Annotated in this window: 23 protein-coding genes and 1 riboswitch; of the genes, 16 read left to right on the forward strand and 7 right to left on the reverse strand. The window is 36.5% G+C overall.

Annotated features, from left to right (window positions below):
* Positions 1 to 57: 57 nt before the first annotated feature.
* The gene (locus tag DOK78_RS04185; RefSeq protein ID WP_207942519.1) at positions 58 to 882 is read right to left on the reverse strand and encodes an NAD(P)H-hydrate dehydratase; all 825 of its coding nucleotides are present in this window, start codon (positions 880 to 882) and stop codon (positions 58 to 60) included.
* 132 nt (positions 883 to 1,014) lie between these two features.
* On the opposite strand from DOK78_RS04185, the gene pepV reads away from it, so the two are divergent.
* Positions 1,015 to 2,427 (forward strand): dipeptidase PepV, encoded by a 1,413-nt coding sequence (gene pepV / locus DOK78_RS04190; RefSeq protein ID WP_207942518.1) that lies wholly within the window; start codon positions 1,015 to 1,017, stop codon positions 2,425 to 2,427.
* A 36-nt stretch (positions 2,428 to 2,463) separates the two neighbouring features.
* On the opposite strand, the gene DOK78_RS04195 is transcribed toward pepV, so the two are convergent.
* Both DOK78_RS04195 and DOK78_RS04200 read right to left on the reverse strand, forming a co-directional pair.
* Positions 2,464 to 2,844 (reverse strand): PH domain-containing protein, encoded by a 381-nt coding sequence (locus DOK78_RS04195; RefSeq protein WP_207942563.1) that lies wholly within the window; start codon positions 2,842 to 2,844, stop codon positions 2,464 to 2,466.
* Positions 2,845 to 2,862: 18 nt separating this feature from the next.
* Positions 2,863 to 3,201 carry a PepSY domain-containing protein gene (locus DOK78_RS04200; RefSeq protein WP_207942517.1) on the reverse strand — a complete coding sequence of 113 codons (339 nt, stop codon included), beginning with the start codon at positions 3,199 to 3,201 and terminating at the stop codon, positions 2,863 to 2,865.
* Positions 3,202 to 3,330: 129 nt separating this feature from the next.
* On the opposite strand from DOK78_RS04200, the gene pepA reads away from it, so the two are divergent.
* The 4 genes from pepA to ytpR all read left to right on the forward strand — a co-directional run bounded on the left by pepA (position 3,331) and on the right by ytpR (position 6,284).
* Positions 3,331 to 4,407 (forward strand): glutamyl aminopeptidase, encoded by a 1,077-nt coding sequence (gene pepA / locus DOK78_RS04205; protein WP_207942562.1) that lies wholly within the window; start codon positions 3,331 to 3,333, stop codon positions 4,405 to 4,407.
* A 97-nt stretch (positions 4,408 to 4,504) separates the two neighbouring features.
* Entirely contained in the window at positions 4,505 to 4,816 is a 312-nt protein-coding gene (locus DOK78_RS04210; protein ID WP_207942516.1) for a thioredoxin family protein, read from the forward strand.
* Positions 4,817 to 4,841: 25 nt separating this feature from the next.
* On the forward strand, positions 4,842 to 5,303 hold the full coding sequence (locus DOK78_RS04215) for a universal stress protein (RefSeq protein WP_207942515.1): 462 nt from the start codon (positions 4,842 to 4,844) through the stop codon (positions 5,301 to 5,303).
* Positions 5,304 to 5,672: 369 nt separating this feature from the next.
* A complete protein-coding gene (gene ytpR, locus DOK78_RS04220; protein ID WP_207942514.1) occupies positions 5,673 to 6,284 on the forward strand; it encodes a YtpR family tRNA-binding protein in 612 nt (203 codons plus the stop codon).
* Positions 6,285 to 6,378: 94 nt separating this feature from the next.
* Here the strand turns inward: ytpR and DOK78_RS04225 are convergent, their stop codons facing one another.
* On the reverse strand, positions 6,379 to 7,668 hold the full coding sequence (locus tag DOK78_RS04225) for a S1C family serine protease (RefSeq protein WP_207942513.1): 1,290 nt from the start codon (positions 7,666 to 7,668) through the stop codon (positions 6,379 to 6,381).
* A 288-nt stretch (positions 7,669 to 7,956) separates the two neighbouring features.
* Between DOK78_RS04225 and rlmH the strand changes: the two genes are divergently transcribed.
* The 10 genes from rlmH to DOK78_RS04275 all read left to right on the forward strand — a co-directional run bounded on the left by rlmH (position 7,957) and on the right by DOK78_RS04275 (position 14,723).
* Positions 7,957 to 8,436, forward strand: a complete 480-nt coding sequence (rlmH, locus tag DOK78_RS04230) for a 23S rRNA (pseudouridine(1915)-N(3))-methyltransferase RlmH (protein WP_207942512.1) — start codon at positions 7,957 to 7,959, stop codon at positions 8,434 to 8,436.
* 44 nt (positions 8,437 to 8,480) lie between these two features.
* Positions 8,481 to 8,828, forward strand: a complete 348-nt coding sequence (locus DOK78_RS04235; RefSeq protein WP_207942511.1) for a winged helix-turn-helix transcriptional regulator — start codon at positions 8,481 to 8,483, stop codon at positions 8,826 to 8,828.
* Positions 8,829 to 8,955: 127 nt separating this feature from the next.
* Positions 8,956 to 9,585, forward strand: a complete 630-nt coding sequence (locus DOK78_RS04240; protein ID WP_207942510.1) for a hypothetical protein — start codon at positions 8,956 to 8,958, stop codon at positions 9,583 to 9,585.
* A 174-nt stretch (positions 9,586 to 9,759) separates the two neighbouring features.
* Positions 9,760 to 10,056 carry a hypothetical protein gene (locus tag DOK78_RS04245; RefSeq protein WP_207942509.1) on the forward strand — a complete coding sequence of 99 codons (297 nt, stop codon included), beginning with the start codon at positions 9,760 to 9,762 and terminating at the stop codon, positions 10,054 to 10,056.
* Between the two features lie 89 nt (positions 10,057 to 10,145).
* Positions 10,146 to 10,886 carry a tRNA pseudouridine(38-40) synthase TruA gene (gene truA / locus DOK78_RS04250; RefSeq protein ID WP_207942508.1) on the forward strand — a complete coding sequence of 247 codons (741 nt, stop codon included), beginning with the start codon at positions 10,146 to 10,148 and terminating at the stop codon, positions 10,884 to 10,886.
* A 172-nt stretch (positions 10,887 to 11,058) separates the two neighbouring features.
* Positions 11,059 to 11,244, forward strand: coding sequence for a hypothetical protein (locus DOK78_RS04255; protein WP_207942507.1), 186 nt, complete (start codon positions 11,059 to 11,061; stop codon positions 11,242 to 11,244).
* 45 nt (positions 11,245 to 11,289) lie between these two features.
* Positions 11,290 to 11,388: riboswitch (purine riboswitch) on the forward strand.
* Positions 11,389 to 11,443: 55 nt separating this feature from the next.
* Positions 11,444 to 12,442 (forward strand): adenosine deaminase, encoded by a 999-nt coding sequence (add, locus tag DOK78_RS04260; RefSeq protein ID WP_207942506.1) that lies wholly within the window; start codon positions 11,444 to 11,446, stop codon positions 12,440 to 12,442.
* A gap of 65 nt (positions 12,443 to 12,507) precedes the next feature.
* Positions 12,508 to 13,023 (forward strand): DUF6630 family protein, encoded by a 516-nt coding sequence (locus tag DOK78_RS04265; protein WP_243430756.1) that lies wholly within the window; start codon positions 12,508 to 12,510, stop codon positions 13,021 to 13,023.
* Positions 12,995 to 13,828, forward strand: coding sequence for a peptide-methionine (S)-S-oxide reductase MsrA (gene msrA, locus DOK78_RS04270; protein ID WP_243430754.1), 834 nt, complete (start codon positions 12,995 to 12,997; stop codon positions 13,826 to 13,828). Before DOK78_RS04265 ends, msrA begins: the two co-directional genes overlap by 29 nt.
* 73 nt (positions 13,829 to 13,901) lie before the next feature.
* Positions 13,902 to 14,723 carry a methylenetetrahydrofolate reductase gene (locus DOK78_RS04275; RefSeq protein WP_207942505.1) on the forward strand — a complete coding sequence of 274 codons (822 nt, stop codon included), beginning with the start codon at positions 13,902 to 13,904 and terminating at the stop codon, positions 14,721 to 14,723.
* Between the two features lie 134 nt (positions 14,724 to 14,857).
* Here DOK78_RS04275 and DOK78_RS04280 read toward each other — a convergent pair whose 3' ends face one another.
* Positions 14,858 to 16,249, reverse strand: coding sequence for an Ig-like domain-containing protein (locus tag DOK78_RS04280; RefSeq protein ID WP_207942504.1), 1,392 nt, complete (start codon positions 16,247 to 16,249; stop codon positions 14,858 to 14,860).
* A gap of 161 nt (positions 16,250 to 16,410) precedes the next feature.
* The gene (locus tag DOK78_RS04285; protein ID WP_207942503.1) at positions 16,411 to 17,313 is read right to left on the reverse strand and encodes a magnesium transporter CorA family protein; all 903 of its coding nucleotides are present in this window, start codon (positions 17,311 to 17,313) and stop codon (positions 16,411 to 16,413) included.
* A gap of 255 nt (positions 17,314 to 17,568) precedes the next feature.
* On the opposite strand from DOK78_RS04285, the gene DOK78_RS04290 reads away from it, so the two are divergent.
* Complete coding sequence (locus tag DOK78_RS04290; protein WP_207942502.1) at positions 17,569 to 19,080, forward strand: DUF1846 domain-containing protein; 1,512 nt, start codon at positions 17,569 to 17,571, stop codon at positions 19,078 to 19,080.
* A 44-nt stretch (positions 19,081 to 19,124) separates the two neighbouring features.
* Here DOK78_RS04290 and DOK78_RS04295 read toward each other — a convergent pair whose 3' ends face one another.
* Positions 19,125 to 20,129 (reverse strand): zinc-dependent alcohol dehydrogenase family protein, encoded by a 1,005-nt coding sequence (locus DOK78_RS04295; protein WP_207942501.1) that lies wholly within the window; start codon positions 20,127 to 20,129, stop codon positions 19,125 to 19,127.
* Between the last annotated feature and the right edge of the window lie 76 nt (positions 20,130 to 20,205).

Raw genomic sequence — 20,205 nt, forward strand, 5'->3', positions numbered from 1 at the left:
TCTCCTTTTGTCAAAAAGTTAACAGAACAAGAATTATAGGGGATAATTGACTATTTTTCAAGCATTTGCGAAATAATTCATCCAAAAAGGTAAAGCGGCACTAATCTCGGTGGGTAAAACCACATAGCGCTCTTTTGCTAATTGATCACCAATGTAACTGTGTAGATAAACGGCAGCATGAATGCTAGTAATATCTTTTGGAAATTGAGCCAGAAAACCAGTAATCATCCCTGCCAAAGTATCACCAGTACCACCTGTCGCCATTCCTGGATTCCCTAGAAGATTTTGATAAATTCCTGTATGGTGATAAATTTCGGTACGATGGCTTTTTAAGACGATGGTTGCTTGTAATTTTTGTTGCACATATTGGTTTAGTTGTTGATTTTGCTCAGAAATTGGAATGTGACTCAATCGTTGCCATTCCATTTGATGCGGTGTAAAAACGGTTTGTTTGGGTTTTGGCAAAGATAGATTGTCTTCGGAAATCAAGGTAATCGCGGAACCGTCAATTACGAACCATTGTTTATCTTGTTTTTGTAGAACAAATGCAAGGAGTTCTTTGCTACGTTTTTCTAAGCCAAGTCCTGGACCAATCAAACAGACATCAGCTGTAGCAAAAACGTCCGCAATGAGGTCTTCATCTTGCCAATCAACGACCATTACTTCTGGAAGACGCGCATGCAATGGTGCATGATTCTTGGAATGGGTAATGACAGTCACTAAACCAGCACCCGAACGTACACAAGCTTCGGCACTCATCATAATTGCGCCACCATATTGCGCATTGCCACCAATTAAAACGACTCGACCGAATGTGCCTTTGTGGGAATTTTTAGGGCGAGGTTGAATGATTTCAAGACATTTTTCTGTTAGTTGTTTCATACGTTTCAGTCCTTTTTTATAGTTAATTTATTATAACTTTTTTTTAAAAAAGAGTCTCCACGCAAAACTTTTTCACTTTCGATGTTAGAAGTGGTATCATGGAACACGAGAATAGAATTTGGAGGGAATCAAATGACAATTGATTGGCAAAAAGAAGTCGATGCACGCAAAGATGATTTGTTGCAAGATTTAATCGACTTATTGAAAGTAAAAAGTGAACGTGAAGACGATAAAGTAACGCCAGACGCTCCATTTGGACCAGGACCTCGTGATGCGTTAGTACACATGTTAGCTTACGGCGAGCGTGATGGTTTCATCGTAAAAAACGTAGACAATTACGCTGGACACATTGAATATGGCGAAGGCGATGAAACATTAGGGATTTTCGGTCATATGGACGTTGTACCCGCTGGTGATGGTTGGGATACCAATCCTTATGAACCAGTCATTAAAGATAATAAAATCTATGCTCGTGGCTCTTCTGATGATAAAGGTCCAAGTATGGCGGCGTATTATGGAATGAAAATCATTAAAGAATTAGGATTACCATTATCAAAAAAAATCCGCTTTGTAGTTGGTTCTGACGAAGAAAGTGGCTGGGCAGATATGGATTACTATTTTGAACATGAAGCAAAACCAGACTTTGGTTTCTCACCAGATGCAGAATTTCCAATTATCAATGGAGAAAAAGGGAATGTTTCTGTTGCTATTCATCTGCCAAGTGGCAATACAGGCAGCTATACTTTAGAAAGTTTTGTTTCTGGTCTACGTGCAAATATGGTGCCAGGAACAGCTAAGGCAGTTGTGACTGTTCCAGATGCAGAAAAAGTGACGGAATTGACAACAGCCTTTACTGCTTACCTTGAAGCGAATCCAGTGAAGGGGACAAGCACTGTTGAAGACTTAACGGTTACTTTTGATCTAATTGGTAAGGGCGCACATGGTGCAAGTCCACAAATCGGAATCAATGCGGCAACCTTTTTAGCGGCATTCTTAAACGACTACGATTTTTCTGGTGGTGCGAAAAACTTTGTTCAAGCTATCGCCGAATACATTCATGAAGATGTTTATGGTGAAAAATTACACACTGCTTATGAAGATGAAAAAATGGGTAAATTAACGATGAACGCTGGTTTATTTGATTTTTCAGCAGATAAAGATCAAGCTTTCGTTAACTTGAATTTCCGTTACCCTCAAGGAACAACGTTAGAAAACATTGAAGCTGGGTTACAAGAAACACTTGGTTCATTAGGTGCAACTTTCTCAACAGAACCACATCATATGAAACCACATTATGTTCCTCAAGATGATCCGTTGGTACAAACATTATTAGCGGTTTACGAAGAACATACCGGTGAAAAAGGGTTTGAACAAATTATCGGTGGCGGCACATATGGTCGCTTATTAGAGCGTGGGGTTGCCTATGGCGCCATGTTCCCTGGGTATACAGATACCATGCACCAAGCCAATGAATTCATGGAATTAGACGATTTATTCCGTGCAGCCGTAATTTATGCGGATGCCATTTATAGATTGGCGAAATAAAACAAAAACCGATGTGAGCAATCACATCGGTTTTGTTTATCTTAAGACAGCTGTAGCAAGTGCTTTTTGAATTTGAGTAATATTTTTGTCTTTTCTAAATTGTAGCATTTCAGCCGGCTCGACACTGCTAGAAATCCAAATTTTTAATTCGGCATCTAAATCAAAATGTCCGGATGTTTCGACACTAAAACGCGAAATACTTTTATAGGGAATTGATTTATAAGTCGCTTTTTTACCTGTGACCCCTTGTTTATCGACAATAATTAAACGATAATCAGTGAAAACGACCAAGTCACGAACTAGTTTAAAGGCGAGATTGACTTGTTCATCTGGTATTAAAACATCAGCTAATTTCTTGGTAATGTCTTGGTGATTGGCTTCAGTTGCATTTCCCATTAATCCATCAAATAAACCCATCATACATTCCTCTTTTCTTTAAATTGAACGTGTAATATCTAAAACAGTTCCTGTTTTAGTATCTGCTAAAAATTCATAAATAGCCAACTCGCCATCTTCCATGCGAGTAATGCCACCGTTATATGCTGTCGAATGAACAGCAAATTTACGTAAAGGTTGTTTCTCAAAGTTAATCCAAGAGCCTTCAATTGGACCCTCTAATAAAAAAGCGCGTTTTACTTGGTTTAAGACATCGTCAGCAGACAATTCTTTTCGATTTTTCACCCAGACAGTTGCGGCAATTCCGCTTGCCAATCCAATAGTTGCTCCAATTGCTAAACCATTTTTGAAATAATTGAACGGTTGATTTGTTGCCATACTATGACCTCTTTTCTTAAGCTCTAATCTAATTACTGTTTATTTTACCATATTATTGGTTTTGCGTTATACTGAATAGGTAGTTTTATTGATAAAGGGGGCTAGGTTTGACAAATGTCAAACAAAAACATGCAAGAAAAAACATTTCAACGAATCAAAGAGTTGACAGAGATGCAAGGAACAAGCGGTTTTGAACATGAAATTCGTGCGTATATGAGAAAAGAAATGACGCCACTGGTTGATGAAATTCAACAAGACGGTTTAGGCGGTATTTTTGGGATTCGTCATCATGAAGACGCAGATGCACCACGTGTGATGGTTGCAGCGCATATGGATGAAGTCGGTTTTATGATTACGCAAATTACTGATCGTGGATTGTTTAAAGTGACACCACTAGGAGGATGGAATCCATACGTTGTTTCAGCGCAACGCTTTACTTTAAAAACAGCTAAGGGTGATTATCCTTGTATTTCTTCTTCTATTCCACCACATTTATTACGTGGAACAGCTGGTCAAAAATCCCTAGAAGTGACGGATATTTTATTTGATGCAGGTTTTGATTCTAGAGAAGAAGCCGCTAGTTATGGGGTGCGTGTAGGAGATACGATTGTTCCGCAAGTCGAAACAATTAAAACAGCGAATGGCAAAAATATTATTTCAAAAGCGTGGGATAATCGCTATGGCTGTACAGTCGTTTTAGAAGCTTTAGAAGCACTTAAAGACGAAAAACTAGGTCATACACTCATCGCAGGTGCCAATGTTCAAGAAGAAGTTGGATTACGTGGTTCAAAACCATCTGTGACTAAATTCAAACCGGATTTATTTTTTGCCGTAGATTGTTCTGCAGCAGACGACACAGTAACTAAAAATGGCACATTTGGTCATTTAGGTGAAGGGACGTTAATGCGTATTTACGATCCAGGTTTAATTATGTTGCCACGCTTGAAAGAATATTTATTAGATACTGCTGAAACACACAATATTCCTTACCAATATTTTGTTTCAAAAGGTGGAACCGATGCTGGAGCAGCTCATACTGCGAACGAAGGAATTCCAAGTACAGTTATTGGCGTGGTTGGTCGTTATATTCATACGCACCAAACAATGTTTAGTATTGCCGATTATGATGCAGCACAAGAAATGTTGATTCAAACATTACGCGGGTTAGATCAAAGCACAATCAATACGATTATTGAAGGTCAATAATTATCAAAGCTATTCAAACGAAACTAGTTTGGATAGCTTTTTTTCATTGATTAAAAAGAGTATACTGAAGTTAATAAAGAAGAAAGTGGGCGAGTGAATGATTATTCCTAAAAATTTAGAAGAACTTGCGGGTTATGTAGAGCAAGGTAAAAACGTGTTTTTCTTCACCGCAGATTGGTGTGGCGATTGTCGTTTTATCAAACCTGCAATGCCTGAAATTGAAGCAGATTTTCCAGAGTATCAATTTATTGAAGTCGATCGCGATGAATATATTGACGTTGCTTCAGAATGGAACATTTTTGGCATTCCAAGTTTTGTTGTAATTCAAGACGGAAAAGAATTAGGTAGATTAGTCAACAAAGAGCGCAAGACAAAAGAAGAAATCGAAACGTTTCTTCGTAGTCTTTAAGATAAAAAATGGAAGGGTGAGCACAATGGAACAAAACTATCAAACAGTTTTAGTCGGTATCGATGGTTCAGAACAAGCAAAAGAAGCATTTGAAAAAGCAGTTGAAGTTGCTCGTAGAAATGAGGGGAAAGTAGTTGTTGCGGCAATTATTGAGCCTCAATTACCAACGACGATGGGCTATGCACCATTAAGTGAGTCCGTTTTAGAAAAAGAAGAAGACGAAGCACAAGAAATGATTGATGAGGCAAAAGAATATGCGGCTTCTGTTTCTTTTCATGATGTCGAAGGTGTGGTCGTCTTTGGATCACCAAAAACAGCGTTAGCACGTGATTTACCACAAAAATATGGCGTAGATTTAGTCATGGTGGGACAATCGGGATTAAATGCGGTTGAACGCTTGATGGTGGGAAGTGTGGCAAGTTATGTCATTCGTGAAGCACCCTGTGATGTTTTAGTTGTGACACCAACGAAAGGGAAGGCTGAGTAATCAGTCTTCTTTTTTTGATAAAAAAAGACCTGCCGAATAAACAGGTCTTTTCGATTAACGTGTTAAGAACCAAAACAGGAGAATAACCGCAACAATTGCCACAATACCTCGAACAACAATATCTATTGATAAGAAACCAAATAAGTTTTGCCAGAATGAGCCTTTGTTTTTCATTATAATCCTCTCCTTTTTAGATATAAGAAATCGCTTTCTTATAAAATAAGTATACCATGTAAAAAAATTTTTTACTCCGTCTAGAGAATGATTTTTAAAAGAGCGCTTTTTTAATAAAAAAAATGCCATGAATAGTGTTTCTGAACGTAAAATTTGTTAAGATAGTTGTCGAAATGAATTTTAGGAGGAAACATTGTGATTTTTGCTTATAACCCGAAATATGTTAGCGATACATTATTAGTGATTACAGAAAATGATAAAGGCTTAGAACAAACTGTTGAACGTAAAGGAAACGTAGCACGCCTTCAAACAGAAGATGGCCGTGTGATCGGTTGGAACTTTTTTGCTATTTCAGAAGTGATGACGATTGATGGTACTGGTCAAGTAACACTGTCTGATGAACAAGTGGGACAATTAAATGAATTAATGCGTGAAGTTGGTTTTGCAGAACAATTAACACCAGATCATGAGCCAAAATTTGTTGTAGGTTTTGTCAAATCATGTGAAGCCCACGAAGATAGTGATCACTTATCGATTACAGAAATTGAAGTTGATAACGGACAAACGCTCCAAATTGTTTGTGGTGCACCAAATATCCGTAAAGGACTAAAAGTTGTCGTTGCTAAACCAGGAGCGATGATGCCTGATGGAATGTTGATTTGGCCAGGTGAGCTACGAGGCGTTGCGAGCTATGGTATGATTTGTTCAGCAAAAGAATTAAATCTACCTAATGCACCAATGAAACGAGGAATTTTAGAATTAGGCAGTGATGCAGTAATTGGTGAAGCCTTTAAAGTAGGTAAATAAGAAACAATAAACTATCCGAACAATAAAGAGAAAGGCTGTTAGCCATATCTCTTACATCGTCCGGATAGTTTTTTGTATTGCTCACAACGGCTATTTAATTTTGTGGTTGTTGATTTTGTGTTTGGTTTTGATTGTTGATGATAGATTGATCCACTGACAATTCCACTTTGACCGTTTGCTCTTTGTCTTCACGGTAGAAAGTTACTTCAATGGTATCACCGACTGATTTACTGTAAAGTGCAGAACGTAATTCTGTACCACTGCTAATATCTTTGCCATCAATTTTAGTAATCACATCGTATTGTTGAATGCCTGCTTTTTCAGCCGGAGTCGCACTACCAACTGCTGAAACGACAACGCCATTGACCACAGAAGAAGGAACTTTTAGGATTTGTTCTTGTTGTTGCGTAGAGATACTACTCAAATCAACCATTGAAATCCCTAAAGCTGGACGAGTAACCTCGCCTTTTGCTTCTAGTTGTTCAATAATATTCGTCACATCATTACTTGGAATGGCAAAGCCCATCCCTTCAACACTGACGCCAGAACCAGAAGAACTTGCAATTTTACTTGAGTTAATACCAATTACTTGACCGGCAACGTTAATTAATGGACCTCCAGAGTTACCTGGATTGATCGCTGCATCGGTTTGAATCGCGTTAATACTAATTGCTTGTCCCGATTCATTGGTGTTTGTTACTAAACGATTTAATGAAGAAATAATCCCTTGTGTTACAGAGTTTGCATAATCAGATCCTAAAGGAGAACCGATGGCGATTGCAGGTTCACCTACTTTTAATGAATCAGAATCTCCAAATGTTGCAACAGTATCGACTTTATCAGAAGCAATTTTTAAAACAGCTAAATCAGTGTAAGCATCCGAGCCAATTAGCTCAGCTTTCACTTTAGTGCCATCTGTTAAAACGACTTCTAATCCTTGTTGACCGTCTACCACGTGGTTATTGGTTACGATATAGGCATCTTTGCCATCTTTTTTATAAATCACGCCACTACCTTCACCAACTGGTTGTAATTCAGCGCTATTTTCTTCTTGGGTTTCAAAAGGATTAGCCCATTGACTTTGAGAAGAAGTTGCTTGTAAATTAATGATTGAAACGACCGCATTTTGAACTTTTTCAACAGCTGAAGTGACATCACTATTTACATTGACTTTGACATTACTTACTTGCGTATCGTTAGTAGAATCTTTCGTACTTTCGCTAGTAAGAGGTTCGTTAGCAGAAGCAGCATCATTCGCACCTGTTGCGTAGTAGAAACCACCGACACTTAACATACCGCCCAGTACGCCTCCAAGTAAACCAATCCCAAATTTTTTCAATACACCATTACTTGTTCTATTGGGTGTAACATTTTTTCGAGCCATGAGTATATACCTCCTATTTAGTCTTCTTATAATTAGTATAATATTAATTTCTAAATCTAGTCTACTGCTAGACTTTGAACAAATTATGAAAAAGATACGCATAAAAATGTGTAAAAAGATGAAAAATAGTAATTAAATTTGATGAATAATGATGCGATAGCTGGACTTGTGGATAATTCTGTGGATAAACCTGTGAAAACTGTGGATAAGTATGTGGAGAAACTAAGCATAGCAGCGAATTTAGTTTGCATGTATAATGAATAAGAAGTAATTAAAGGGAGCGTCAATATGAATATTAAAATCATTACTGTCGGAAAATTAAAAGAAAAATATCTTGTTCAGGGAATTAATGAATATGTGAAACGTTTGGGTGCATATGCCAAAATTCAATTAGTCGAAGTTCCAGATGAAAAAGCACCTGAAAAATTAAGTGAGTCGGAAATGCTTCAAGTGAAAGAAAAAGAGGGACAGCGAATTTTAGCAAAAATCAAAGAACAAGAATATGTCTATGCGTTAGCGATTGAAGGGAAAAATCCAAGTAGCGAAGATTTTGCCAAACAAATTGACCAGCTAGGCATCCAGGGCAAAAGTCAACTGGTGTTTGTGATTGGTGGCTCATTAGGTTTAAGTGAGGCAGTAATGAAACGGAGTAATGCTCAAATCTCATTTGGTAAAATGACTTATCCCCATCAGTTAATGAAATTAATTTTAGTAGAACAAATTTATCGAGCGTTTCGAATTAATACGGGCGGACCGTATCATAAATAAAACAGCTTGCTATAAACTATAATTTTATACGGAGGTGATGGATATTGTTAACAAAAGACGAATTACCATTTTGTCCAGTTGCTACAACAGTTGATTTAATTGGTAGTAAATGGAAACTTTTGATTATACGAGAATTACTTACTGGCACCAAACGTTTTAGTGAAATTCATCGAGCGCTTGATGGTGTGAGTCAAAAAGTATTAACACAAAGCTTAAGGAAAATGGAAGAAGATAAAATTATCATTCGAACGGTCTATCCTGAAGTCCCGCCGAAAGTAGAATATGCGTTGAGTGATCTAGGCAATAGTCTTCGTCCGATCATTGATGCTATGCAAAGTTGGGGAATTGATTACAACAAAAATACTATAGCTCAGACAACTACCGATCAATAAAACAGTGTCTTTTCCTAATCGTTTCTTTGAGGTAACTATCTAATAAAAAAGTACCTACTTCTCATGAAGAGACAATCTGGTTACACTATCCTTAGATAAAAAATGATAGGTTAGGGAGATGCAAGCGATGGAGAAAAATTTTAAAGAAGTATCTGTGAAAGCGAATCTTTTTAAAGAAGTAAATGTTTTTATAAATGATGCTAAACTTGATGATTCAAGTGTTTTAAGAGTAGTTAAAGATCAAAAAGTTACAGGAGAGGACGAAGCGACATATGCCAAACTCATTGGTTCTGAATTTCAAGATGGTGTGATTGAAGTTCAAGTGTTGAGTCGCCTTTTACCAGATGCACCTGAACATGCGCGAGGTTTTATTGGCATGGCGTTTCGAATTGATGAACAAGATACTGAATTTGAATCTTTTTATGTGCGACCTACAAATAGTCGATGCGCTATTCAATTAAGAAGAAATCGGACGGTGCAATATTTTTCTTATCCTAACTTTAAATATTTTCATTCACGAGAAACAAATCCTGGCGAATATGAAAGTTATGCCGATATTGGCTTAGATGAATGGATCGACCTCAAGCTTGTTGTGGAAGGCGCACATGGTAAATTGTATATAAATACGGCAGAGCAACCTGCTTTAGTCGTTAATGATATGAAGCATGGTGCCAATGCTAAAGGAGCACTAGGATTTTTTGTTGATATTGGAACAGAGGGCTTCTTTAGAAACTTGCGCTATACACCTAGCAAGTAGTTTAGAGAAAGACTTGTGGATGAATAGCAGATAAATGGAGAGAACGGATGAAAAAACTTCAATTTTCATAGTTCTAGTAATTATAATCGCTTTACAGTTTAGTGCTAATTATTTTGCAGCTACTCTTTCGATAGGGGAACAAACAGATTTAGTAGCGACGACAGGTGAACTATTATGGGATTAATAAAATTGGCTTCAAATATTTTCAGCAAACATTTTTCAGCAACGATTACTTTAGCAGCGGGTTGGGAATTGTATGTTCCTTATAATCAAGTCAATAAGTTCACAGCATTCATAGATATTGGGGATGATAATTTAATTACGACGGTTATCAAGTATTCAGATGGCGAAGATACATACACGGTTAATATGTATATAGTTGATACTCAAGTCACCATAGATGCAATATTTCTTGGTTATCAATCTATTCAAGTGAATTCAGAGTTGAAACAAATTCATTTATTTAGATAAAACGTGGGCAAGATATTTTTTATATTGGGAATGTGGCGGTGTTTCGTATACAATATAAGAGGTAGAAGTTAAAAATAAGGAGCATACACATGAGAAATATAAAATTAACCATCGAATATGATGGCAAACGATACCTTGGTTGGCAACGACTAGGTGATTCAGATAAAACGATTCAAGGAAAGATTGAGAATATTATTACCCAAATGACTGGGGAAAAACTTGAAATTATCGGTTCTGGTCGTACGGATGCTGGAACACATGCTCGTGGTCAAGTTGCCAATTTTAAGACAAATACTACATTAAGTCGTGATGAAATCTTAGACTTTATGAATCGTTATCTCCCACAAGATATTGTGATTAAAAAAGTAGCAGAAGTCCCAGAACGATTCCATGCACGATACAATTGCAAAGGCAAACAATATAGCTATTATGTTTGGAATGATCCAATTCCCTCAGCGTTTGAACGACATCGTAGCTTTCATGTCCCACAAACATTAGACCTTGTAAAAATGAACGCAGCCTGTGAAAAATTACTCGGCAAACATGACTTTATTGGATTTTCTGCTTTGAAAAAAACGAAGAAATCCACTGTTCGCACGATTGATGAAATCTCTGTTCAACGTGAAGGAAGTCTGTTACATTTTACTTTTGTTGGTGATGGATTTTTGCACAAAATGGTCCGAATTATTACGGGAACATTAATAGAAATCGGTGCGGGTAAAATGCAAGTTGCGGACATCGATGCTATTTTTGAAAGTAAAGTTCGACAAGATGCTGGAGAAACAGTGCCCGCACAAGGACTGTTTTTGGATGAAGTGTATTATAAATAAGTTTAAACCTAACGATATTCGTGATGATGTTGTTAGGTTTTTTTAACTATTTTTTTACAATACTAACTAAGACGGTAAAATCTTTGTTAAAACTAGCCGATTATATAAAGTAGAAGCCATCAAAGAAAATAATGTTGGTAGCAAATAAAATGAGTATAGAGGGGTGAAAAAAGTGAAGCGTGTAACCAAATATGGGATAATCTTGGTGTTAGGAATATCTTTGTTAGGCATTTGGTTAAGTTTTAATTCAAATATGGAAGAGGGAAAATCCACATTATTTAGCATTTGTTTATTGTTGATTTCTCTTTCACTTTATTTGATAGTAGGCGGAGAAAATAATGAGAGTGACAAAGTTTAAGAATAATAATTGACAAGTCTGTTAATATTTATTATCCTTATAAAAAATTAAACAAGAATAAATTTTCGTATAACTCCAATAATATGGTTTGGAGGTCTCTACCAGGAACCGAAATTCCTGCTTACGAAGAAAGTACTAGATATGTATTTTCTTCGTAAGCAGGAATTTTTTTATTTAGGAGCTACGTGAGGAGGATATTATGAATTCATTACCGAAAATTGAATTACATTGTCACTTAGATGGAAGTGTACGGGTAGAAACGGTATTAGCCATTGCCCAAAAAGAGGAAATTTCATTGCCAACCTATGATTTAATAGAATTAAAAGAAGCATTGGTAGCACCAGTTGAGTGTGCTTCTCTAGAAGATTATTTAAAACGATTTGCATTACCAAATGCGGTGATGCAGTCAAAAGAAAGTTTACAACGAATTACCTTTGAATTATTTGAAGATGCAGCTAAAGAAAATGTGAAATATCTTGAAGTGCGTTTTGGTCCGCTATTGCACACATTAAAAGGATTGACGTTGGAAGAAGTCATTCAAAGTGTGCTTGATGGGATGAGACAAGCAGAAGCTAGCTATGACATCAAAGGCAATCTTATTTTATCTTGTTTACGTTCCATGTCTGTTGAAAGTGCCTTTGAAGTTGTGGAAGCCGGGCAAAACTTTTTAGGAAATGGGGTCGTTGCGATAGATTTATGTGCCATTGAAGAAGTTGGTTTTTGCGAGCGATTTGTTGAACCAATTGCTTTAGCGAAGAAATACGGGTATCGTGTGACCATTCATGCTGGAGAAACAGGTAGCGGACAAAATGTCATTGATGCGATTGAATTACTAGGCGCAGAGCGAATTGGGCATGGTGTGTTTATTAAGGATGAACCAACTGCGTATCAATTAGTAAAAGAACGCCAAATCGTCTTAGAAATGTGTCCGACAAGTAATGTACAAACAAAAGCTGTCTCTAGTTATCAGAATCATCCTATTTATCAGTTTCATCAAGCGGGCATCAATGTAACGATTAGCACCGATAATCGGACCGTTTCTGATACAACGATGACAAATGAAATGTTGTGTATTCAACGAGCATTTGCGACAGATGAATCGCTTTATAAACAAATTTATCAAACAGCCGTTGCTGCGGCTTTTGCAACTGATGAAGTAAAAGCATGGTGTCTTACACAATATGAGGCGCAATCTTAATCTCGAAATTTGCTTGAAATAAAAATTTTCCAGTATAATTGAAGAAAAGCGTGGAGGTTATCAACATGTCAAAAACAAAATGGATGCCATTAATTGAAATTACAAAAATTTTGACGGAGAATGATGTAGACGCAGTGGATAGTATTTCCTTGCTGGTTGAACAACCAGAGAAATTTACAAGTCAATATGCTGAATGGATAGAAAATATGGAATACTCCCCTGAGGATGAAGCGGATGTTATCACCGCCTATTGGTTAACTGGGTATGATACCCCCCATGATTTTGGGGCATATATTGATTGGAAAGAATGGCCGGAAGAAATCATTGCCCAATTAGAACCGAGCATTCTAAAAAAAGGGTATGCTATAAATTTAAAAGATGTACCAATTATAGCTGATGAAGCAACCGATGTTTTTTTAGAACGTTTGAAAAATTTTTTAGAACAGCATAATTATACGCTAGCTTTTTGGGATGTGGGTGGCGATTGTTACCATTTGTATATTATTCCTAAAGCAGCATTTCCACGTTTAGAAATTTTAGGAAAAGAAATCTATGTTTCATTTTTTAATACCTATGAATAAACAAAATGAAACGATAGAGAACGTACTGCACGATATTTACAATTTGATTTTAACAAAAGGCACGCGTGAATGGGAAAGAGAACAGTTGATTATCGCCAAAGATGCATTAGCGCAAGAAATAAATGTGCAAAGTGAACTTTCAAAGTTAGAAGCAAAATTGCGACCACTAGCTTTACGAAATAACTTGACGCCGGATGTGATGGACTTCTATTTGAAAATAACCGGCAATACTGTTGATGTGCAACAGGAGGCCTACACCAGAGATAACGATAATTTTGCGTACCAAGAACGAGCCGTTTTTGCGGGCGGTTGTTTTTGGTGTATGGTTGAACCATTTGAAACCCAAGCTGGTATTGTATCGGTCTTATCTGGTTATACTGGCGGAAAAATAGAACATCCAACGTATGATCAAGTTAGTAGTGGATTATCGGGTCACGTAGAAGCAGTCGAAATTATTTTTGATCAGCGAATAATCAGTTATCGTGATTTGGTGGAACTATATTGGCAAATTACTGACCCAACGGATGCTTTTGGGCAGTTTCAAGATCGTGGAAATCACTATCATCCCATCATTTTTGTTCAAGATCATCAGCAACGACAAATTGCTGAACAATCCAAAGCAGAACTAGCCTTCAACTATAGCCAACCCATTGTAACAGAAATTCGCCAAGCCGAAACTTTTTGGCCAGCAGAAAATTACCATCAAGCCTTTTATAAAAAACAACCGAAACGCTACAAGGCGATAAAACGAGCACGTCAACAATTGCTTTTTTATCAAACGATTAAACGCAAACTACATGGATAGCATACCCCAAGGAAAACGCTAAGACTTTCCTTGGGGTATTGATTGATAATAAAGAAAAACAAGGAGTATTTTTATGACACGCACAACCTTTTCTTTGGAAGTTGTTCCGCCCAATGACCGTTTTTCCTATGAAGAAGTGGCACAATGTTCGGCACAGCTTGCCAAATTGCAGCCAGCATTTATCGGAATACCAAGCATTGATAAGACTAAAATTGAACAAACTCTCCAACTGGCAGGTTATATTCAGCAAACATTAGCAATTGAAGCGTTACCTCACTTACCCGCCCGTTTTATGACAAAAAAACAAGTCCAGCAGGCTTTGGCATTGTTACAAGAACAGGACGTTTTTCAATTGTTAGCAGTCAGTGGTGAAGTTACTGCGAAGGACGTGCCAACGGGTGAATTTCAGTTTGCGAATGAATTAAGTTATTATATCAATGAACAGACCACGCAATTTACTGTGATGGGAACATGCCACCCAGAACACATGACGAATCAAGAAACAGCACGAATAGAAGTAGCATATCTTCAACAAAAGGTACAAGATGGCTGTCAACAATTCCTCACGCAATTATTTTTTGAAAATGACGGTTTTTATCGATTGCATGAAGTGTATGACCATTATTTAAACTTGCCGTTATTGGTAGGTGTATTACCGATTCTTAGTTATTCACAAGTACTTAACATGGCGACACGCAATCAACTAGCTATTCCTAGAAAATTAGCCATTATTTTGGAAAAATATCAATACAAGCCACTATCTATGCGGGCAGCAGGAATCGATTATACACTGCATCAAATAGACGAATTACTTACGCATCGGGTAGATGGCATTCATTTGTTTACGATGAACGATGTAGACGCTACCCAAGAAATTCATCGAAGTTTTTGGTAAAAAGTACGCTAATAGAAAAAACAATCCGAACGATAAGGTAAAGCATGGCGCACATTCTTGAGAAGATGCGATTAAACCTGCTTTCTATCATTCGGATTGTTTTTTGGTATTTTTAGTTTATAAAGGTTAGTTGCTTAATCTTCCCAGCCGCACAAATCGTAACCAGCACTTTTCGCTTGGTTTTCGGTCATCGAAGAAATTGAATGCGCATTTTTTAAACCACGACAATGCGCATCATAGTGGTATTTTTTACCAGATTTAGGAGCAATATAGACAGTTTTACCGATTGGCTTGGTAGCATTAACGTTAATTGTCACAGAAGATGTTTTTTTACCATCTTTGGTTGTAACGGTAATGGTCGTTTTGCCTGCTTTTTTGCCAGTAATTTTACCATTGGCATCAATAGTAGCGACCTTGGTATTTGAAGATTTCCAGGTTACACCTTTATTGCTAGCATTGGTTGGATTAAATGTTGCTTTAACTGTAGTTGTTTTACCGACCATAATTGTTTTGGTTGGAGCATTGATACTAACACTTTTAACAGCTACTTTTTTGGCTTGAACTGTAACAGTGACTTTGGCTGTTTTTTTACCATCAGTTGTGGTTGCTGTGATAGTTGCTTTGCCTGCTTTTTTGCCAGTAATCTTTCCTTTGCTATCAACAGTGGCAATTTTTGAATCAGAAGACTTCCAAGAAACTGTTTTGATGGTAGCGTTAGTAGGTTTTATCGACGCAGTGGCAGTTGTCGTTGCACCAACTTCAATTGTTTTAGAGGTAGGCGAGACAGAAACACTCGTGACACTTCGATTTTTGACAGTAATTTTTGATGTAGCTGATTTTGCATTGTTACTTTTAGCAGTAATTGTTGCTGAACCAGCTTTTTTAGCAGTAACCTTACCTTTAGAGTCGACCGTTGCGACCGATGTATTTGAGCTTGTCCAAGTAACAGTTTTATTTAATGTGTTATTTGGTGCTACTGTGGCATTTAACGTCGCTGTTTCGTTAACATATAGTGTTTTTTCCTTTTGCGAAAGCGTCACACTAGCAACAGCTGGTAAAACAGAAGCAGTAAAGTGATAGTTTTTGGCTTGTGTTAAATTTTGTGTATTTTTAAAGCTAAAATAATATTTTCCTTTAGGTAACGTCTGTTTGACCAGTATTTGCGAAGTGGCATTAGACACTTTTTTAGCATTGATTAGCACGTTACCAGCACTATTGCTTAATTGAAAAGTCGCGAGTTGTTCATTGGTTTTTCCCGTGCCATTAAAGATGAGTTGAATATCACTAGTTGTATTTAGCGTAAGAGCATAGACATCCGTATCTTGTTTTCCAGAAAAATTCCCCTGTATTTTTCTGCCTAAAACAAGATTATTTGCGCGTGCATTGTCGCCGTTAAATTCTTTTTCAGAGATAACGGGACTAGTTGCTGCATCTACAGCAACAGAGGTAGGAACAGCGATAAAACTTGCAAAGAGACCGGCCAACAAAACCTGATTTAACACTTTTTTCCATTGAATTATTTTCATATTTTTACTCCCTTTCTTTTGGTTTCACTTGAAGTATAGCTCATATGAAATAATAAAGCATTAAGAAATTTAAGAAAAAATGTGAAATGAAAAAAAGTACGTATATTAGTAAATAAGTCCAGTAAAAAAAGCACCACGACAGTAGCTGTCATGGCGAGAAGTTATTTCATAAATTTACGAAGTATCCATGATAAGATAAACCAAATAATGGTACTCATAGCAATTGTGATAAGCCATCCGGACGTATTATTTTCTAACGGTAATGGCATATTCATACCAAAAAATCCCGTAATAATAGTGGGAATCGTTAATAATACCGAAAGGACAGTTAAGATGCGCATGGTATCATTCAGTGTGTTGTTTAAGACATTATTATAGGTACCAGACAGCTGTTGTAAAATTTGGGCAGACAACCGAGTCATTTCAACTAATTGTCTTGCTTCAATCACGACATCTTCTAGCTGTTCTTTTTCGCTTGGAGAGAGCGTTTTATATACCGCGTGTGAACGGATTTGTTCAAGTAAGACAGTATTTTGTTTAGAGGCAGCAACTAAATAAACAATCCCAATTTCTAGGTCAGATAATAACAATAAATTTTGTTTACTCGTTTTTTCTTTTAATTTATGATTGACAGAAATGCGAGACTCATCCATTTCTTCAATATAAGGAAAAAATAAATCTGTGATTAAAAATAAGCTGCTAAACAAAAAACTAAATAAGGTGCTGTCAGGAAACTTATCTAGATATTTCTCCATTTCTTGAAAAATATAGTGGGTTTTTTCGTTAGTTACAGTGATTAATTGATTGTCTTTTACGATAAAGGTCATAGGTAACGTTTCATAGTGGTTATCATTTTTTTCTCTATTAGGTACATTGAAAATAACAACGAGAGTCTGGGTGATTTGATCATAATCTAAATGAGCACGTTCATTTTTATCCAGTGTGTAATCAATCACTTCACTATCAATCCCATAATTTTTGTAAAGTGTACGTAATTCAGCTCGTGACTGCGTGTTTAAATTAACCCACGTGTTTTCCATTCCAAATGCTTTTTTTGTTATCATGTGTTTCACCTGCTTCTGTTTTTAGCAATACGCTGTATTCTAGCAAGGGTTTCTAGAAAAAACAAGTAAAGGCATAGTTTCTATTTCTTCCATCAACTTAATTAGTGGATTCCCTTACAACATAAAATGACAAAAATCTTTTATAATTTTAGTGATTTACGGTTGTATATTTCGCTGATTTCTGTTTGAATTATACAAGAGAATTTTAGTTTTTGTAGGTGCAAGTTTTTAATTTAGGTGAGGGGTAAGAGAATAGTGAAAAAAATTGGCTTTGATCCACAGAAGTATATTGAAGAACAATCGAAGTATATTTTAGAGCGTGTGAACAATTATGATAAATTGTATTTAGAATTTGGTGGAAAACTAATCGGTGACATGCATGCAAAACGTGTCTTACCTGGTTTTGATCAAGATGCAAAAATCAAGTTGTTGCACAAACTAAAAGATAAAACAGAAATTATTATTTGCGTATTTGCAGGTGACATTGAGCGAAATAAAATTCGTGGTGATTATGGCATTACGTACGATATGGATATTATGCGTTTGATTGATGAGTTAAGTGAATATGAATTGGCGGTAAACAGCGTGGTTATTACACGTTATAACGGTCAACCATCTACAAAAATCTTTATCAATAAATTGAAACAACGTGGCATTAAAGTCTTCACGCATGGTGAAATTGAAGGTTATCCAGTCAATGTTGATAAAATTGTTAGTGATGAAGGCTTTGGGATAAATGAATACATTCCAACAACGAAACCAATTGTCGTAGTCACTGGACCTGGTGCAGGTAGTGGGAAATTAGCTACTTGTTTGAATCAGCTATACCACGAAAGTCGTCATGGAAATACAGGTGGCTATTCTAAATTTGAAACTTTCCCAGTGTGGAATGTGCCATTAAAACATCCATTAAATATTGCTTATGAAGCAGCTACAGTTGATTTAAAAGATGTGAATATGATTGATTCGTTCCATTTTGATTATTATGGTGAAGTAGCGATTAACTATAATCGCGATTTAGAAACTTTCCCAATCATCAAGCGTACGATTGAACGTATCACAGGCAAAGAATCAGAATTTCATTCGCCAACAGATATGGGTGTGAACCGTGTTGGTTTTGGAATTATCGATGATGAAGTGGTACAAGAAGCATCCAAACAAGAAATTATCCGTCGTTATTTCGAAACTGCTGCAAATTATAAAAAAGGAATCACTGATATTGATACGTTAAATCGTATTCAAATCATTATGGAAGAAATTGATTTACGTCCTGAAGATCGTCCATGTGTGAAACCTGCCAGAGATTACGCAGAAGAATTAAAAACAAAAGATTGGGATCAAGAATTTGTCCCGCCAGTGATGGCATTGGAGTTATCTGACGGTCAAATTATTACCGGGCGTGGTTCTGATTTAATGGATGCAAGTGCAGCAGCGATTTTAAATGCAATTAAAAAATTAGCCAATATTGGCGATGAAATTTTGTTGTTATCACCAAATATTTTAGAACCAATTCAAAAACTAAAAGCAAACGAATTATCTGGCCGTATTACTTCTTTAAATACTTCAGAGATTTTAATTGCTTTATCCATCAGCGCAGTAACAAATCCAACTGCACAATTAGCATATGATAAATTAACAGAGCTAAAAGATACGCAAGCTCATTCAACAGTTATCTTTAATAAAGATGATGAACAAGTGTTACGTAATTTAGGAATTTCTTTCACTTGTGATCCGATTTACCCTTCAAAAAATTTATTTTATGTATAAAAACAAACCGTCTTTTGAGTAAAATACTCTAAAGACGGTTTTTATTAATTTGCGGGTAGTTCAATAATTGCTTTGGTGATGCCGTAAGTAGGGTAATTTGCTAAGATATCGGGAACTTCTTCCAACGTAATTTTGTGAGACAACAACGGCGTAAGTTGGATTTTTTGTTGATTCAATAATTGAACGGCTTTTGATAAGGTAAATGGATTGATAAAGGAACTAGTAATCTTTAATTCTTTACTGAATATATCATAAGCAGGAATCGTGATTTCGGTATCTGGAGAAGGAACGCCAAATAATAAAACGTTTGCCCCTTTACCTGCTAAAGAAATAGCCGTTTCACTCGTGACTTTTTTACCAACGCATTCCACTACCAAATCAAACTTTTCTGAAATGTCATCGGCTGTTCGATACACTTCATCTGCACCTAATGCACGCAGTTGTTCATGTTTGTCAGTGTTTAATTCGCAAACACTGACTTTTGCTGGGGAATATAAGCGAGTAGTTTGTAAAAATAACGAGCCAATAAAACCACCGCCAATAATTAAGATGTTTGTTTCAGGAGTAATTGGGTCAATTTGATCAAAGCCATGTAAGACACAACTTAAAGGTTCAACCATAGCGCCATGTTCGAAAGGAATTTCAGGATTTAATTTCAAACAAGCAGTCGCTGGAGCCGCACAATATTCTGCCATGCCACCATTACGAGTGACGCCTAATGCAGATAAATGGTCACATAGTTGAACGCGCCCTTGTCGGCAATAATCACAATGTCCACAATAAATATTCGGATCAATGGCTACATGGTCACCGACTGTTAATTCTGTCACTTCTGCACCGATTTTAACAATTTCTCCAGCAAATTCATGCCCTAAAATCACCGGTGGAGTAACTTCTGCTGAACCGGGTTCTCCATTAAAAATATGCACATCAGTTCCACAAATTCCACAAAATTTAACATTTACTAACACTTCATTTGCGGCAATTTCAGGAATAGATTGCTCTTGTATTGCCATTTTTTCTTTTCCAGTTAATACTAATGCTTTCATTGATAATCTCTCCTTTTATAAGTATGAAGTTATTTTATTCTATCTTAAAACGGTTTCAATTAGGGTGTTTTTTTAG

This window comes from Enterococcus sp. DIV2402 (assembly GCF_017426705.2).
Lineage (GTDB): Bacteria > Bacillota > Bacilli > Lactobacillales > Enterococcaceae > Enterococcus_F > Enterococcus_F lowellii.